Origin of the sequence: Rhodococcus sp. BP-261, from assembly GCF_019835205.1 — a bacterium.
In the GTDB taxonomy this organism is placed as follows: domain Bacteria; phylum Actinomycetota; class Actinomycetes; order Mycobacteriales; family Mycobacteriaceae; genus Rhodococcoides; species Rhodococcoides kyotonensis_B.
In genome coordinates this window covers 400952-415394 of sequence record NZ_JABUCO010000002.1, presented here as the reverse complement: position 1 = coordinate 415394, position 14443 = coordinate 400952, and the positions used below count along the sequence as shown (strand labels likewise).

General features: G+C 65.7%; 14 protein-coding genes and 1 rRNA gene. All 15 read left to right on the top strand.

Annotated elements, in window-relative coordinates; translation table 11 throughout:
- The first annotated feature begins 9 nt into the window (after positions 1 to 9).
- Positions 10 to 126: ribosomal RNA gene (gene rrf, locus HQ354_RS04200) — 5S ribosomal RNA — on the top strand.
- A gap of 102 nt (positions 127 to 228) precedes the next feature.
- The gene (locus tag HQ354_RS04195; protein WP_222634219.1) at positions 229 to 1203 is read left to right on the top strand and encodes a hypothetical protein; all 975 of its coding nucleotides are present in this window, start codon (positions 229 to 231) and stop codon (positions 1201 to 1203) included.
- Positions 1200 to 2189 carry an HAD-IIA family hydrolase gene (locus HQ354_RS04190; RefSeq protein WP_222634218.1) on the top strand — a complete coding sequence of 330 codons (990 nt, stop codon included), beginning with the start codon at positions 1200 to 1202 and terminating at the stop codon, positions 2187 to 2189. The genes HQ354_RS04195 and HQ354_RS04190 overlap by 4 nt, the downstream gene beginning before the upstream one ends.
- A gap of 67 nt (positions 2190 to 2256) precedes the next feature.
- Positions 2257 to 2472 carry a hypothetical protein gene (locus tag HQ354_RS04185; RefSeq protein ID WP_222634217.1) on the top strand — a complete coding sequence of 72 codons (216 nt, stop codon included), beginning with the start codon at positions 2257 to 2259 and terminating at the stop codon, positions 2470 to 2472.
- Between the two features lies 1 nt (position 2473).
- Entirely contained in the window at positions 2474 to 3301 is an 828-nt protein-coding gene (locus tag HQ354_RS04180) for a TlyA family RNA methyltransferase (protein ID WP_222634216.1), read from the top strand.
- Positions 3298 to 4254 (top strand): NAD kinase, encoded by a 957-nt coding sequence (locus tag HQ354_RS04175; RefSeq protein ID WP_222634215.1) that lies wholly within the window; start codon positions 3298 to 3300, stop codon positions 4252 to 4254. The genes HQ354_RS04180 and HQ354_RS04175 overlap by 4 nt, the downstream gene beginning before the upstream one ends.
- 2 nt (positions 4255 to 4256) lie before the next feature.
- Positions 4257 to 6017 carry a DNA repair protein RecN gene (gene recN, locus HQ354_RS04170; RefSeq protein ID WP_222634214.1) on the top strand — a complete coding sequence of 587 codons (1761 nt, stop codon included), beginning with the start codon at positions 4257 to 4259 and terminating at the stop codon, positions 6015 to 6017.
- Between the two features lie 89 nt (positions 6018 to 6106).
- Positions 6107 to 7291 (top strand): putative cytokinetic ring protein SteA, encoded by a 1185-nt coding sequence (gene steA / locus HQ354_RS04165; RefSeq protein WP_068431517.1) that lies wholly within the window; start codon positions 6107 to 6109, stop codon positions 7289 to 7291.
- Positions 7288 to 8232: a copper transporter gene (locus tag HQ354_RS04160; RefSeq protein WP_068431448.1), complete on the top strand. Its 945-nt coding sequence runs from the start codon at positions 7288 to 7290 to the stop codon at positions 8230 to 8232. Before steA ends, HQ354_RS04160 begins: the two co-directional genes overlap by 4 nt.
- 153 nt (positions 8233 to 8385) lie before the next feature.
- Complete coding sequence (locus HQ354_RS04155; protein ID WP_222634213.1) at positions 8386 to 10134, top strand: CTP synthase; 1749 nt, start codon at positions 8386 to 8388, stop codon at positions 10132 to 10134.
- Positions 10131 to 10760, top strand: a complete 630-nt coding sequence (locus HQ354_RS04150) for an NUDIX hydrolase (protein WP_222634212.1) — start codon at positions 10131 to 10133, stop codon at positions 10758 to 10760. The genes HQ354_RS04155 and HQ354_RS04150 overlap by 4 nt, the downstream gene beginning before the upstream one ends.
- 4 nt (positions 10761 to 10764) lie before the next feature.
- Positions 10765 to 11679 (top strand): site-specific tyrosine recombinase XerD, encoded by a 915-nt coding sequence (gene xerD, locus HQ354_RS04145; protein ID WP_222634211.1) that lies wholly within the window; start codon positions 10765 to 10767, stop codon positions 11677 to 11679.
- Positions 11680 to 12017: 338 nt separating this feature from the next.
- Positions 12018 to 12917, top strand: coding sequence for a ParA family protein (locus tag HQ354_RS04140; RefSeq protein ID WP_068431516.1), 900 nt, complete (start codon positions 12018 to 12020; stop codon positions 12915 to 12917).
- Positions 12914 to 13759, top strand: a complete 846-nt coding sequence (locus HQ354_RS04135; RefSeq protein WP_374107291.1) for a ScpA family protein — start codon at positions 12914 to 12916, stop codon at positions 13757 to 13759. Before HQ354_RS04140 ends, HQ354_RS04135 begins: the two co-directional genes overlap by 4 nt.
- Entirely contained in the window at positions 13752 to 14435 is a 684-nt protein-coding gene (gene scpB, locus HQ354_RS04130) for an SMC-Scp complex subunit ScpB (protein WP_068431442.1), read from the top strand. The genes HQ354_RS04135 and scpB overlap by 8 nt, the downstream gene beginning before the upstream one ends.
- The last annotated feature ends 8 nt before the right edge of the window (positions 14436 to 14443 follow it).

Here is a 14443-nt window from a genome sequence, read left to right as displayed (position 1 = left end):
TCACAGAGTTACGGCGGCCATAGCGGAGGGGAAACGCCCGGTCCCATTCCGAACCCGGAAGCTAAGCCCTCCAGCGCCGATGGTACTGCACCCGACAGGGTGTGGGAGAGTAGGACACCGCCGTGCATCTTTCGAAAAAGGGGACCCAGCCACTGGGTCCCCTTTTTTCGTTTCTTACTGCCTGTCTGATTTCATGGGTAGCGACCCGCTCGATCGAAAGGAACTGCTGTGCCGGAAGACAGCAACGAACGCCGCTCCTTCCGCGGCAACGGATCCTCCCGTTCTCAGGACCCACGCGGCGGAACCGGAGGCCGGTCGAGCGGCGGTCGTTCGGGCGAAGGAAATCGTTCCGGGGATTCTCGTCGAGCTGAAGGCACAGGGCGCTCCGATGCTCCTCGCGGCGATGGACGCGGGCGTCCCGACGCCCGTCGGAACGACGGGCCCCCTCGTCGCCGCGGAGGCGAAGGCGGATTTGCAGGCGATCGACGCGGAGGTGCGCGCGGGCCCGCCGATCGGCGCCCTCCCCGTCCCGACGAACCCGATCTCCCCGACGAGGTCGAGCCCGGCGAGCTGGATCCGGCTGTCCGTCGCGATCTGCTGAGCCTGGACAAGAACAACGCGTCGGCCGTGGCGCGCCACCTCGTGATGGCAAGCCGCCTGGTCGACGATGATCCGCAGCTCGCGTTGCAGCATGCACGCGCCGCTCGTCAGCGCGCGGGACGGATTGCCGTCGTACGTGAGACTGCCGGCATCACCGCGTACCACGCGGGCGAATGGGCGGAAGCGCTGTCGGAACTGCGCGCTGCTCGCCGCATGGCCGGCGGGCCGGGGCACCTCGCAGTCATGGCGGATTGTGAGCGTGGGCTCGGCAGGCCCGAGCGCGCGATCGAACTCGGGCGTAGTGACGAAGCACGTGCGCTGACGGGCGACGAGGCGTCGGAACTCCGCATCGTCGTCGCGGGGGCTCGTATGGACCTGAACCAGTACGACCAGGCCGTCGTCACGCTGCAGACGCCGGACCTCGACGCATCCCGGTCGGGGACGGCCGCTGCGCGGCTGTTCTACGTCTATGCCGATGCGTTGGTCGCTGCCGGCCGTGTGCAAGAGGGCGTGAAGTGGTTCCTCAACGCGGCGGCTGCGGATGTCGACGGGGAAACGGACGCCGAGGAGCGCGTCGAAGAACTGTCGGGTGACGGTCAGTGACGACTCTGCGATCGGCGCACGACGTCCTACTTCTCGACCTGGACGGGACCGTCTATCAGGGCGACAAGCCCGTCGTCGGAGCCGCCGACGCGTTGCGCGGTGGAACCGAGAAGCGCTACTTCGTCACCAACAACGCAAGTCGCTCACCGAAGCACGTGGCCGAGCACCTTCGCGCGCTCGGATTCGACACGTCCGAGGATTTCGTCGTCACCAGTGCCCAGGTCGCGGCGCGGATGTTGGCCGAGAAGCTGACTCCCGGAGATGCCGTCATGGTGGTCGGTACCGAGGCACTGGCCGACGAGATCTCCACCGTCGGTCTGACGCCGGTGCGGTCGGCCGATCAGTCGCCTGTAGCCGTCGTTCAGGGTCACAACGTCGACACCGGCTGGAAGGCGTTGGCCGAGGCGGTGTTCGCCATTCAGTCCGGCGCCCTGTGGGTAGCGACGAACATGGATGCGACGCTCCCCACCGAACGGGGATTCGCACCCGGGAACGGATCGATGGTGGCGGTCGTGCGGACCGCTACGGGTGCCGAACCGGAGGTCGCAGGCAAGCCGGCGTCGCCCATCATGCGCGACGCGATCCGCCTGAGTTCGGCGTCGTCGCCCCTGGTCGTCGGTGACCGCCTCGACACCGACATCGCGGGCGCCCATGCGACCGGGATCCCGTCCCTACTGGTGCTCACCGGCGTCAGCAGCGCGGTCGACGCACTTCGCGCGGTCGAATCCGAGCGGCCCACCCATATCGGCTTCGACCTGGACGTGCTGAACCAGCCTGCCGAAGCGTCGTCCGTGGGCGTGAAACCGGGATGGTCGGCATCCGTCGGCGCCGGAGTCCTGACGGTCTCGCACGACGGAACCACTGCGGTGAACAACCTGGACGGATTGCTCACGGCCGCGTCCGTCGGGTGGTCGGCAACAGACTGGGACAGGGTCGAGGTCGTCGGCTCGGGATTGGACGAGCTCCGCGCGCTACTCGAGGCGTGACCCGTCGTCCCGCGTCGCGGTACTGCGCTGGAACATCTGTCGGCCCGATCGGATAGCGTTGTGGGCGATGAGCACGTCCATTCCACTCCCAGGTCAGCATCGTCCGCACGATGTCAGCACGCCCGTGGTCGAACCCGGTGCCGTCGCAGCCGAGGTCGACCAGCTACTGGACCGGCTTCCGGATCGTGACGCACCTCCGATGGATCTGAAGGTTCAGGCGCAGATCCTCGAATGCGCGCACGACGTTCTCGTGCAGGCGCTGTCGTCCGTGGACAAGAGCTGACGTGGCCCGACGCGCACGTGTCGACGCCGAACTCGTGCGTCGAGGGATGGCTCGGTCACGCGAACACGCCGTAGAGCTGATCGACGCAGGCCGAGTCAAGATCGCAGGCACGGTGGCCACGAAGCCGGCGACTGCCGTCGAGGCAGGTACTCCACTCGTGGTGTCCGCCGAGGACAACGAAGTCAACTGGGCCTCTCGCGGTGCTCACAAGCTCTTCGGCGCGCTCGAGGTGTTCGAGCAGAACGGGTTCTCGGTTGCGGGCAAACGCTGCCTCGACGCGGGTGCGTCCACCGGCGGGTTCACCGACGTTCTGCTGAGCAAGGATGCTGCCGAGGTTGTCGCGGTCGACGTCGGATACGGGCAATTGGTGTGGCGGCTGCAGTCCGACGACCGTGTGACGGTCGTCGATCGCACCAACGTGCGGTCGATCGACGCCGACACCATCGGGGGACGGGTCGAGGTCGTCGTCGCCGATCTGTCGTTCATCTCGTTGAAGCTGGTGCTACCAGCGTTCGTCGCGTGCGTGGTTCCCGGGGCCGATCTCGCGCTGATGGTGAAGCCGCAGTTCGAGGTCGGCAAGGATCGCGTCGGCTCGGGCGGTGTCGTCCGCGACCAGGCGTTGCGTGCGGAGTCGGTGATCGACGTCGCGAACACCGCTCGCGATCTGGGTCTGGCACTTCGAGACGTGACGGCAAGTCCGCTTCCTGGTCCCTCGGGCAACGTTGAGTACTTTCTGTGGCTACGATCGCAGACTGTCGAGCAAGCGGACGACACGGAGCGCGACATCGTTGCCCTTGTCGAGCGTGCCGTCGAGGAGGGCCCACAGTGACAACCGAGGGAGGGACAAGCACCGTGCGAGAGATTCTGCTCGTCGCGCATCCCGGCCGTCCCGACATCGCCGATACCGTCCGTCGGGTCGGAAAAGTACTGTCGCAGGCCAACATTCGGCTTCGTGTGCTCGTCGACGAGGTCGATTCCAGTCGTATCGAGCCGTCGGGCCGTGACAAGGGCGACGACTCCCTCGAGTCCGAACTCGAACTCCGAGTGGTCGAATTCGGACCCGATGCCGCCGTCGGTTGCGAACTGGTTCTCGTGCTCGGCGGCGACGGAACGTTCCTCCGCGCCGCCGAACTGGCGAAGACCGCGGACATTCCGGTGCTGGGAATCAACCTCGGGCGCATCGGTTTTCTGGCCGAAGCCGAGGCCGACCATCTCGAGGATGCGTTGGCTCGCGTCGTCACCGGTGACTATCGCGTCGAGGATCGGATGACGCTCGACATCGTGGTTCGGGCGGGTGAACGCGTCGTGGACCGTGGTTGGGCTCTGAACGAGGCCAGTATCGAGAACGGTTCGCGCCTGGGTGTTCTCGAGGTCGTCCTGGAAGTCGACGATCGTCCGGTGTCCGCGTTCGGATGCGACGGGGTGCTGATCTCGACGCCGACCGGATCGACCGCCTACGCGTTCTCCGCCGGCGGACCTGTGGTGTGGCCGGAACTCGAAGCAATTCTGGTGATACCGAGCAACGCGCACGCCTTGTTCGCCCGGCCGCTCGTCACGAGCCCCGAGTCGATCATCGCCGTCGAGACCGTCGCCGGAAGCCATGACGGAGTCGTGTTCTGCGACGGTCGTCGAACACTGCAACTGCCTGCGGGCGGGCGCGTGGAGGTCGTGCGGGGCGCGTCGCCCATCAAGTGGGTGCGCCTGGACTCGGCGCCGTTCGCCGATCGAATGGTCACGAAGTTCGCATTGCCCATCACTGGATGGCGGGGGAGAGCGAGGTAACCATGCTCGAAGAGATTCGAATCGACAGCCTCGGTGTCATTTCTTCGGCTAGTGCCCAGTTCCACGAAGGTCTGACGGTTCTGACCGGTGAGACCGGTGCGGGTAAGACGATGGTCGTCACCAGTCTGCATCTGTTGTCCGGCGCGCGTGCCGACGCAGGTCGAGTACGGCTCGGTGCCGATCGTGCAGTCGTCGAGGGCCGATTCAGTACCGAGACGGCGTCGGCGCAGGTGGTCGACGAGGTCGAGCAGGTGCTCGAATCGGCGGGCGCGCAACGAGACGAGGACGATTCCATCATCGCGCTGCGCACGGTCAATGCCGACGGTCGCTCCCGCGCTCATCTCGGCGGTCGCAGTGTGCCCGCGTCCGTGCTGTCGGGTTTCACCGACTCCCTGCTCACCGTCCACGGCCAGAACGATCAGCTGCGACTGCTCCGACCGGATCGTCAGCTGGGCGCGTTGGACCGCTTCGCTGGTGACGCGGTTTCGGGCCCGCTGAAGAAGTACCGTTCCGCCCGTTCCGCATGGCTCGCTGCTCGCACGGAACTCCTCGACCGCACCGAACGCAGCCGCGAACTGGCGCAGGAGGCCGATCGCCTTCAGTTCGGACTGCAAGAGATCGACGCCGTCGCACCCGAACCCGGTGAGGACGTCACCGTCGCAAACGATGTCCGACGCCTCGGCGACCTCGACTCGCTGCGCGAATCCGCCGAGTACGCCAGTGCGGCACTGTCCGGAGACGACGCGGGCGAAGGGTTGTCCGTCCTCCACCTGCTCGGGGAAGCACGTAGCAGGCTGGAATCCGCCGACGACGCTGTGCTCACGGAGCTCGTGCCGCGGCTCAACGAGGCGTTGGCCGTCGTCACCGACGTCGGAGCCGACATCACCTCGTATTTGGCCGACCTGCCGTCGGATCCCAGCGCACTCGAGACGCTGCTGAACCGTCAGGCCGAGTTGAAGGGCTTGACGCGGAAGTACGCCGCGGACGTCGACGGCGTCATCGCATGGGCCGACGACGCACGCGAACGCCTCGGAAAGATCGACGTGTCCGCGGACGCGCTGGCCGAACTGTCCGCTCGCGTCGACGAGACTGCAGCCGAAGTCGCCGCTACAGCAAGCAAACTCAGTGCGGCCCGCGCGAAGGCTGCCGCCAAACTGGCCAAGGCCGTCAGTACGGAACTCGCCGGACTCGCAATGGGCAAGGCCAAACTGCAACTCGATCTCCGCACGATGCCGGCGGGACCGAACGACAGCGCGCCCCTGACCGTCGACGGCACCGAGCTTCATGCCGGACAGAGTGGCGTCGACGAGGTCGAGTTCAAATTGTCCGCGCACGACGGTGCTCAGGCTCTGCCGATCAGCAAGAGTGCGTCCGGCGGTGAGCTGTCACGCGTGATGCTCGCCCTCGAAGTGGTGCTCGCGGGCTCGGACAAGGGCGCCACGATGGTCTTCGACGAGGTCGATGCCGGAGTCGGTGGCCGGGCTGCCGTCGAGGTGGGCCGTCGTCTGGCCAGACTCGCGCGGACGCATCAGGTCATCGTCGTCACCCACCTTCCGCAGGTGGCGGCGTTCGCGGACACACATCTCGTCGTGAACAAAGCGGACGCCAAGAAAGGTGCTGCTAACAGTGGTGTGAAGTCGTTGTCGTCGTCGGAACGCGTCGTCGAACTGGCTCGCATGCTGGCCGGACTGGACGACACCGAGACCGGACGCGCACACGCGGAGGAGCTGTTGGCGACGGCCAGAGCGGACCGAGAGAACTGATCCACGGCTTGGTACTCGTGTGACCAGTGTGGTAACTGTTTCGGCGCGCCTCCGCCGTGGTGCGTGACGTCGGGGTCATCATGGGTGCCATGAAGATGCCCGCTCTGTTATCACGAAGTCAGGATTCGCTACCCGGAATCAGTGGTATCGCCCGGGTGGATCGCAACACCGCCAAACTGCTGAAACGGGTAGGCCCCGGGGACATCGTCGTGCTCGACGAGTTGGACCTCGACCGGCTGACCGCCGATGCACTCGTCGCAGCGGGCGTCCTCGCGGTCGTCAACGCGTCGCCGTCGATCTCGGGTCGATACCCGAATCTCGGACCGGAGGTGATCGTCGCCAACGGGATCACGCTGATCGATTCGGCGGGCGCCGAGGTCTTCAAGAAGATCAAGGACGGCACGAAGATTCGCCTGAACGAGGGCGGCATCTACACCGGCGATCGCAGGCTCGCGAAAGGCGAGGAACAGAGCGAAGCCGAGATCTCGGACCGGATGATCGAGGCCAAGACCGGTCTGGTCGATCACCTGGAAGCGTTCTCGGGCAACACGATCGAGTTCATCCGAACCGAGAGCCCGCTGCTCATCGACGGTGTGGGCGTTCCCGACATCGACATCGTGCTGCAGGATCGTCACGTCGTCGTCATCGCCGACGGACCGGGCCACGCAGAAGACCTGAAAGCCTTGAAGCCGTTCATCAAGGAGTACGCCCCGATCATCATCGGTGTCGGTGCAGGCGCCGACACGGCAATGAAGGCGGGGTACCGGCCCGACCTCATCGTCGGCGACCCGGAAGAGATCACGGCGCAAACGCTCAAGTGCGGCGCCGAAGTCGTACTTCCCGCGGATTCCGACGGCCACGCGAACGGTCTCGAGCGCATTCAGGATCTCGGTATCGGGGCGATGACGTTCCCGGCAACCGGTGCTCCCGCCGATCTGGCGCTGCTGCTGGCCGACCACCACGGCGCGTCATTGATCGTCACCGTCGGCAGCCCGGCGAGCCTCGACGAGTTCTTCGATCGAGGTCGACGCAACACCAATCCGGCTGCGTTCATGACGCGTCTCAAGGTCGGCGCCAAACTGGTCGACGCGAAAGCCGTTGCGACGCTGTACCGCAGCCGTGTGTCCGGGGGCGCCGTCGCGCTGGTCGTTCTCGCAGCGCTCGTCGCGATCATCGTCGCGCTGATGGTGTCGAACATGGGCACAGAAGTTCTCGACTGGGCCGTCGACCTGTGGAACAGCTTCGCCCTCTGGGTTCAGGGGCTGCTCGCGTGATTTCGATGCGTCAACATGCTATTTCGATCGCGGCGATCTTCATCGCTCTCGCGATCGGAGTGGTACTCGGCTCCGGCCTGCTGTCCAGCGGGCTCGTCTCGGGTCTCCGGGACGACAAGACGGGGCTCGAAGATCAGGTCGACTCGCTGCAGAGCACCAACAACCAACTCGGCGAACAACTCAACTCTGCGGACGGGTTCGATGCCGCGGTGTCGGGGCGTGTGGTTCGGGATGCGTTGGCGCAGAGAAGCGTCGTCGTCATCACGACGCCGGACGCCGATCCCGGCGACGTCGACGGCGTCACCCGCTCCATCGAGGCAGCGGGTGCAGCGATCACCGGACGTGTGTCGCTGACGGATTCGTTCGTCTCCGCCGCGAGTGGCGACGACCTGCGCACCAGACTCACCAATGTCGTGCCCGCCGGAACGCAGCTGCGGACCGGGGCCGTCGATCAGGGCAGCATGGCAGGTGACCTGCTCGGTTCGGTGCTGCTCCTGAACGCACAGACGGCGGAACCGCAATCGTCGCCCGAGGAGCTGTCCTTGGCGCTCGAAACGCTGCGCAGCGGCGGATTCATCGCGTACGACAACGGCGCTGTCGCGCCGGCCCAGCTCGCTGTCGTCGTCACCGGCGGAAACACCGGTTCGGACGACGGCAATCGCGGCGCGATCGTTGCCCGCTTCGCCGGCGGACTCGACGGCAGGGGAGCAGGGACGGTCCTCGCAGGCCGAACCGGAGCTGCGGAGGGCAACGGCGCGGTAGCCGTCGTTCGCGCCGATGCGGCGCTGTCCTCGGGCGTCAGCACAGTCGACAACGTCGATCGCGAGGCAGGCCGCATCACGACCACGCTCGCGCTGCAGGAGCAGTTGGACGGCGCGGCGGGCCGCTACGGCACGGGAGCCAACTCGACGGCCGTCACCGTCGGAGCGCCTGCACGGTGATTCGCACCGCTCCGACGCGCGCGTCGTTCGCGGTATGTACCCGACAGGTGTTACCGTGAAGACCCGTGGGTAGCAGGCCCATTATGGACGTAATACCTCTCTTGCCAGCTCTCTGGCAGGAGCAAGCCCTGCAGATTGGTCACGGGAGCATCATTGTCACGCCTTCAGTCGCGATCTGACACCAAGCACATCTTCGTCAGCGGGGGCGTTGCGTCCTCGCTCGGCAAGGGCCTCACGGCGTCGAGCCTCGGCCAGCTACTGACAGCACGCGGACTTCGCGTCACCATGCAGAAGCTCGATCCTTATCTCAACGTGGATCCGGGCACCATGAACCCGTTCCAGCACGGTGAGGTGTTCGTCACCGAGGACGGTGCCGAAACCGACCTCGACGTCGGCCATTACGAGCGCTTCCTCGATCGCGATCTGTCCGGATTTGCGAACGTCACCACCGGCCAGGTGTACTCGGCGGTCATCGCGAAAGAACGCCGCGGCGAGTACCTCGGCGACACGGTCCAGGTCATCCCGCACATCACCGACGAGATCAAGAGCCGAATCCTCGCGATGAACGGCCCGGATCTGCAGGGGCATCAGCCCGACGTGATCATCACCGAGATCGGTGGCACCGTCGGCGACATCGAGTCGCAGCCGTTCCTCGAGGCCGCGCGACAGGTGCGCCACGACGTCGGCCGCGAGAACGTGTTCTTCCTGCACGTGTCGCTCGTTCCGTTCCTCGCCCCGTCGGGTGAGTTGAAGACCAAGCCGACGCAGCATTCCGTCGCCGCCCTGCGCAGCATCGGTATTCAGCCCGACGCGCTCATCCTGCGGTGCGACCGCGAGGTCACCCCTGGCCTGAAGAACAAGATCGCCCTGATGTGCGACGTCGACGTCGACGGATGCATCTCGACGCCCGACGCGCCGTCGATCTACGACATCCCGAAGGTCCTGCACAAAGAGGGCCTCGACGCCTACGTCGTCCGCAAGCTGGGTCTGCCGTTCCGCGACGTCGACTGGACGGTGTGGGGCGGTCTGCTCGAGCGTGTGCACGAGCCTCGCGAAACCGTGCGGGTCGGCCTCGTCGGCAAGTACGTAGACCTGCCCGACGCGTACCTGTCGGTCACCGAGGCGCTGCGTGCCGGCGGTTTCGCGCACCGGTCGAAGGTGGAGATCAAGTGGGTGCCGTCCGACGAGTGCCAGACGCCTGCGGGCGCTCAGGCTGCATTGGGTGACGTCGACGCGGTCCTGATTCCCGGTGGATTCGGAATTCGTGGCATCGAGGGCAAGCTCGGAGCCATCGAGTTCGCGCGCACACGAAAGGTGCCGCTGCTCGGACTGTGCCTCGGCCTGCAGTGCATGGTCATCGAAGCTGCCCGGTCGGTCGGCCTCACCGACGCCAATTCGGCGGAGTTCGAGCCCGATACCGAGTACCCCGTCATCTCGACGATGGCCGATCAAGAAGACGCCGTCGCCGGTGAAGCCGACCTCGGTGGCACCATGCGCCTCGGCGCCTACCCGGCAAAGCTGATCAAGGGTTCGGTCGTCGCAGGTGCGTACGGTTCGACGGACGTTTCCGAGCGTCACCGCCATCGCTTCGAGGTCAACAACACCTACCGCGATCGAATCTCCAAGAGCGGCTTGGTCTTCAGTGGTACGTCGCCCGACGGTCATCTCGTCGAGTTCGTCGAGCTGCCCGCGTCGAAGCACCCGTTCTTCGTCGGCACGCAGGCGCACCCGGAGCTCAAGAGCCGGCCGACGCGTCCGCACCCGCTGTTCGCGGCGCTGATCGACGCGGCTCTGAAATACAAAGCGGCAGAACGACTTCCGGTCGACGTGCATGGTGAGGACGCTGCGGGCGAAGACTCCGAATTCCCGGTCTCGGGTGCTACCGCCGAGAGCATCGGATGACCGAACGGCATGCGTTCGAGACGACCGGCTCCACGACGGTCTACGAAGGCGCGATCCTGGCGCTGCGCGTGGATCAGGTGCAGATGCCGGGCGGACGCGTCGCCGAGCGTGAGGTCGTCGAACATCACGGTGCCGTCGCGATCGTCGCGCTCGACGATCAGGGCCGGATCGCGATGATCGAGCAGTACCGTCACCCGATCGGGCGTCGACTCTGGGAACTTCCTGCAGGCCTGCTCGACGAGCTGAACGAGCCTCCCGTCGATGCGGCCAAGCGCGAACTCGCCGAGGAAACGGGACTCGCCGCCGAACGGTGGTCCGTACTCGTCGACGTCATGGCATCTCCCGGCTTCACGGACGAGTGTGTGCGAATCTTCTTGGCAGAAGGACTGTCCGAGGTCGACCGTCCAGAAGCGAGGGACGAGGAAGCCGACATCGAACTCGCTTACGTGCCGTGGGAAGAAGCCGTCGAGCGGGCCCTGGCGGGCGAGTTCGTCAACGCGTCGGCCGTGTCCGGTGTGCTTGCCCTCGCCGCAGCGAAGGCAGGCTCGAAGACACTCCGGCCTGCGGACGCCGAATGGGTGGATCTGCCGACCACGTTCGAGCGTCGGAAGAACTCACACGGGTAGCGACGTGCTGCCGGCGCAGATCGGGGCGTACGTCGATCACCTCGAGGTCGAACGCGGTGCTGCCGCCAACACGTTGTCCTCGTACCGCCGCGACCTGCGGCGGTACGAGGCGTTTCTCGGCGACCACGGCATCGACGATCTTGCGAAGGTCGCCGAAACGGACGTGGCCGAATTCGTCGTCGACCTGCGACGTGGGAGTGACGAATTTCCCGCTCTCGCAGCGAGTTCGGCGGCGCGGACGCTCATCGCCGTTCGTGGACTGCACAAGTTCGCAGCGGCCGAAGGACTCGTGACGACCGACGTCGCGAGTGCGGTGAAGCCGCCCGCACCCAGTAGGCGCCTTCCGAAGTCCCTCCCGGTGGAACAGGTCGTTGCCATTCTGGATTCGGCGTCGACCGAAGGTCCCGATGCGCCGCGCGGATTGCGGGACAAGGCAATTCTCGAATTGCTGTATTCGACGGGTGCGCGCATTTCGGAAGCCGTCGGACTCGACGTCGACGACATCGACACCGAGTCGCGTTCGGTGTTGCTCCACGGCAAGGGCGACAAACAGCGCCTGGTCCCGGTCGGACGTCCGGCCATCGAGGCGATCGACGCGTACCTCGTGCGCGGCCGGCCGGGATTGGTCAAGCGATCGACTCCGGCGTTGTTCCTGAACGCACGCGGCGGACGATTGTCGCGGCAGAGCGCGTGGCAGGTACTGCACTCGGCGGCCGAACGCGCAGGTATCGCGACTCCCGTCTCGCCGCACACACTCCGCCACTCCTTCGCCACCCACCTGCTCGACGGCGGCGCCGATGTGCGCGTCGTACAGGAGTTGTTGGGGCATGCCTCCGTGACGACGACGCAGATCTACACGCTCGTCACCGTCAACACGCTGCGTGAGGTGTGGGCGGAAGCACATCCACGCGCGCGATGACTGCTCCGGCGTGTTTTGCGCGTGTCCCGCGACGGCGTGGACGAGCCACACGGTAGCGTTTAGCCGACGGTCGTCGTGCAACCGGACGAGCCGAGGTCAACGGACAGGGGAGCGTAGGAGAAGTGTCGACACCGCAACTGCCAGCGACCGAGTCAGGCTCAGGATCGACCCTGGGCGACTCCGCGCAGGTGAGTCCGCGGTCGACCGAAGTTTCTCCCGCTGCTGCGCCCACCGAGGCGCAGCCGACCAACTCGCCCAGCGAGGCGCAGCCGACCAGCTCGCCCAGCGAGGCGCAGCCGACCAGCTCGCCCACCGACCAACCACACCATGACGGCGCGTTGTTCCATACGCGTCGACCCGAATCGAGCCGTGAGACGAGAGAGACCATTCCTGCGGCCAACGAGCTAGGACCCACGGGTCGCAAGACCCGCGAAGTTCCCGAACCCACCCCACTGGCCAGTCATGGACCGGCCAAGATCATCGCGATGTGCAACCAGAAGGGTGGCGTCGGCAAGACGACGTCGACCATCAATCTCGGTGCCTCCCTCGCCGCATACGGACGGCGTGTTCTGCTGGTCGATCTCGATCCGCAGGGCGCCCTGTCGGCAGGCTTGGGCGTCGCGCATCACGAGCTGGACCTGACGGTCTACAACCTGCTCGTGGAACCGAAGATCTCGGCCGATGACGTGCTGATGCGTACCCGCGTCGAGAATCTCGACCTGCTGCCGAGCAACATCGATCTGTCTGCCGCCGAAATTCAGCTGGTCACCGAGGTCGGCCGCGAGCAGACGCTGGGCCGCGTCCTGCATCCCGTGCTCGACCGGTACGACTACGTGCTGATCGATTGCCAGCCGTCCCTCGGATTGTTGACGGTCAACGCACTGACGTGCGCCGACGAGGTCATCATCCCGATGGAGTGCGAGTACTTCAGCCTCCGCGGTCTGGCGCTGCTCAACGACACCGTCGAGAAGGTTCGTGACCGGCTAAATCCCAAGCTCGAGCTCGCAGGCATCGTCGTGACGATGTTCGACGCCCGCACGCTGCACTCACGTGAGGTCATGACGCGCGTCGTCGAGGTGTTCGGCGACGTCGTCTACGACACCGTCATCACGCGTACCGTGCGGTTCCCGGAGACATCCGTCGCGGGTGAGCCGATCACGACGTGGGCGCCGAAGTCCTCGGGTGCACTGGCCTACAAGTCGTTGGCCCGAGAGGTCATCTACCGGTCCGGCCCGTGACAGCGACGGTATCCACGTCGAGTGACACGCAGATCGAGGTTCCGGAGAACGAAGATCCGTCGCGGTTCCGGGTCCGGCTGCTCAACTTCGAGGGACCGTTCGACCTGTTGCTGACGTTGATCAGCCAGCATCGGCTCGACGTCACCGAAGTCGCGCTGCACACCGTCACCGACGATTTCATCTCGTTCACCAAGAGCCTCGGCGACGAGGTCGGCCTCGATCAGACGACGGAATTTCTCGTCGTCGCCGCCACGTTGCTCGACTTGAAGGCAGCCCGGCTGCTGCCGTCGGGAGATGTCGAGGACGCCGAGGATCTCGCGCTGCTGGAAGTACGAGATCTACTGTTCGCCAGGTTGCTGCAGTACCGGGCCTACAAGCAGGTCGCGCAGCTGTTCGGTGAACTGGAGGCTGCTGCGCTGCGCCGGTATCCGCGGTCGGTGTCGGTCGAGGATCGCTTCACGGACCTGATCCCCGAGGTGCTGCTGGGTGTCGATCCTGCGCGGTTCGCCGACATCGCTGCCGCTGCGTTTCGGCCGAAGCCGGTGCCGAAGGTCGGCCTCGATCACATTCACCAGCATTCGGTGTCGGTGCCCGAGCAGGCGGAGTGGATCATGGACAAGCTCAGGAGCAACGGCGAGGGTGCCTGGACGCCGTTCGGCGACCTCACCGAAGGGTGCGAGCACACCGTCGAAATCGTTGCGCGGTTTCTTGCGTTGCTCGAGCTGTTCCGCGAGCAGGTACTCGCGTTCGAACAACCCGAGCCGCTGGGAGAATTGCTGGTGAGCTGGACGGGCAAGGCGAAGTCCGACGACGTACTCGTCGCGGCGGTGGATTATGGATGAGGACGTGACACAGCTGGACGAGCAGGCCGAGGACGACTCGGAACTCGACGACGCGACCTTGGAAGCTGCGTTGGAGGCGGTACTGCTCGTCGTCGACTCGCCCGCATCGAACGAGCAACTGGCGTCGGCGGTGGGTAGCGACGTCGCGCGCGTGAAGTCGACGCTCGCGCGAATGTCTGCCGGGTTCACCGAACGCGGCAGCGGAATCGACCTTCGCTACGCGGCCGACGGATGGCGTTTCTACACCCGCACGGCGTACGCGCCGTATGTCGAGCGGCTCCTTCTCGACGGTGCTCGGTCGAAGCTCACACGTGCGGCATTGGAGACTCTGGCCGTTATCGCATATCGTCAACCGTTGACTCGCGCGCGGGTCAGTGCTGTGCGCGGCGTCAACGTGGACGGGGTGATGCGCACATTGCTCGCTCGCGGACTGATTTCGGAGGCCGGAGTGGATTCGGAATCGAACGCGACGACGTACTCCACCACCGAGTTGTTCCTCGAACGACTCGGCCTGGCATCGCTGACGGACCTGCCGCCGCTGGCACCGTTGTTGCCGGGTGTCGACCTGATCGACGAGATCAGTGACAGCATGGACACGGACCCGAGAGTCACCCGCTCCACCAAGAACCGCGGATCGAAACCCGATCCGGTAGCCGAGCTCGACTCGGACGACTGAATAGGTAC